Annotated in this window: 1 protein-coding gene; it reads left to right on the plus strand. The window is 69.9% G+C overall.

Features of this window, described 5'->3' with window-relative positions; genetic code table 11:
• On the plus strand, positions 1 to 2,823 hold a 2,823-nt coding region (locus tag AX744_RS10965), incomplete at both ends, for a DUF7927 domain-containing protein (RefSeq protein WP_157543584.1).

Below are 2,823 nucleotides of genomic sequence, written 5' to 3' on the forward strand. Positions count from 1 at the left end.
CCGCCGCTCCCGCGGCCGCTGCCGACCCGTTCCTCTGCACGCCGGGAGCGGTGTACGTGCAGAGCGCCACCGAGGTGCGCGAGTTCGTCGTGAACGAGCAGGGCACGCCCGGCAACGGTGGAACGCTCGGTGCCAGCACGCTCGGCGTCGACCACTCCAACAACGCCCTCGGCATCTCCTCGAACGGCCGCTACGCGTACACCGTCACCAACGCCGCCGGCACCAAGACCCTCGCCAAGCACGATCGCGTGACCGACACCACGACCCGCACCACGTTCTCGCTGAACTCGTCCGTGCTCCGCGGCGCCGTGCACCCGGTCACGGGTGTCTACTACTTCGCCAGCGGCACGGTGAACGGCGCCATCAACCTCTACGCGTGGGAAGAGAACGTCACCCCGCAGACCTTCGTCCAGGTCGGAACGCTCCGCCCGACCGCGGGCAGCAGTGCCTTCGGCGCGAACGGGGACATGGCGTTCAGCGCCTCGGGTCAGCTCGTGCTCGTGGCGGACAACTTCATCTACTCCTCCGACCTGCCCACCTCGCTCACCCCGAGCACCGCCACGATCGACGCCAAGCAGGTGCACGACATGGGCGCCGGCGTCCAGGGCAACGGCATCGCGTTCGGAAACCTCGGCCACATCTTCGTCTCGGTCTCGGGCGGCGGAAACCGCATCATCGAGGTCGACCTGCCCCGTGGCGAGACGGTCAACACGACGTCGCTCGGAACGTTCCAGCCCACCGACATGGCGAGCTGCACGTTCCCGAACACGCTCACGCTGAAGAAGGACCTCCCGGAGGGGCGCCACCTCGCCACGGATCAGTTCGCCCTGCGCGTGCAGTCGCCCGCCGGGTACCAGGTCCCCCAGACCGACGCCGTCACGCGCGGTGAGCGCACCGGACTGCAGCCCGACTACGCGGGCCCCGTGTTCACCAACCAGGGCGACGTGTTCCGACTGAGCGAGGCGGCATCCGGCACGACGGATCGTACGAGGTACGCCGAATCCCTCGACTGCGTGCAGGTCAATCCCGACGGTTCGACGGTGCCGGTCGCCGTGACGGCCGACGGTCAGGTGACTCAGCCCGCCGGATCGCTCGGCACCGACGTCACGTGCACGTTCACCAACGTGCGCCTCGCTCCGGATCTGGCACTGCGCAAGACCTCCGACCCCGCCCCGGGGGCGGCCGTGAACGCCGGTCAGCGCATCACCTACACGGTCGAGGCGGAGAACACCGGCAACACGCGTCTCGACCCCGTGCAGGTGGCCGACGACCTCTCCGGTGTGTTCACGTCTGCGACCTACCAGGGCGACATCGCCACGAAGATCGACGGAACGACCGTCACCTCCGGCGCCGCGACCGTCACCGGCGACGACCTCGCCTGGACCGGCGTGCTCGAGCCCGGCCAGGTGGTCACCATCACCTATTCGGTGATCGTCGACGAGGGCGCAGAGGGAGAGCGGATCGCCAACAGCGTCACCGCCTCCGGCACCCCGCCGGGCACCCTTCCCCCGCCCACTCCGCCGACCGTCACGACCGAGCACCCCGTGGCGGGGTACACGGTGGTCAAGACGGCCGACCCGGCATCGGGCACCGTCGTGGAGCCCGGTCAGGTCATCACCTACACGGTCACCGGAACCAACACCGGCGCCACCGTCCTGAACCCGGCATCGATCGCCGACGACCTGTCGGGTGTGCTGGCTCACGCCGCCTACAACTCCGACATCGCGACCACCGTCGGCGGTGCCCCCGTGACCTCTGGGGCGGCGACGATCAACGGGAACGCCCTCTCCTGGACCGGCGCGCTGCAGCCGGGACAGGCCGTGACCATCACGTACTCCGTGACCGTCGGACCGGAGACCTCCGGCAAGATCCTGAAGAACACCGTCAGCGGCACGGCGACGCCGACCACCCCGAAGCCCGGTGACCCCGAGGGCCCGCAGGTGCCGAGAGAGCCGATCGTCCCGCCGACGACGACCACCGAGCACCCGGTCGTCGGCTCCGGCTTCACGATCAGCAAGTCCGCCGACCCCGCGTCGGGCACGGCCGTGTCCGCGGGCGACACCATCACCTACACCATCACCGGTACCAACACGGGTGACACCGACCTCGACCCGGCGAAGATCGTCGACGACCTGTCCGGTGTGCTCGACAGCGCCGCCTACAACGACGACGTCACCGCCGACCGCGGCTCCGTCGCCGTGTCCGGCACCACGCTCACCTGGACCGGCGCCGTTCCGCGCGGCGAGTCCGTCGTCATCCGCTACACCGTCACGGTCGACGCCGATGTCCAGAAGGCGCTGCTTCACAACACCGCCACCGGCACGGCCACGCCGCGCATCCCGGTCGACCCGAGCGACCCCGACAGTCCCACGACTCCTGGCACGCCGATCGTCCCTCCCGCCGTGGAGACGAACCACCCGGTGGTGGACACCGGCTTCGAGGTGACGAAGTCCGCCGATCCCGCCTCCGGCACCGCCGTGCGCGCGGGTGACACCATCACCTACACGATCTCCGGTGTCAACACGGGCAACACCGCACTCGACCCCGCGACGATCGTCGACGACCTGTCCGCCGTCCTGGCGCACGCACAGTACAACGGCGATGTGACGGCCTCCACCGGCGCGGTCGCCGTCGTCGGCACGACGCTCACCTGGAACGGAGCGCTCGCACCCGGCACTCGCGTCGACATCACCTACACGGTGACGGTCGATGCCGATGCGACCGGCGTGCTGCTGCGCAACACCGTCACGGGTGAGGGCACCCCTCTCATCCCGACCGACCCGACCGACCCCGAGAGCCCGACCACGCCGGGCACCCCGGTGA

Origin of the sequence: Microbacterium sp. CCH5-D1 (assembly GCF_001557335.1) — a bacterium.
Taxonomy (GTDB): domain Bacteria; phylum Actinomycetota; class Actinomycetes; order Actinomycetales; family Microbacteriaceae; genus Microbacterium; species Microbacterium oxydans.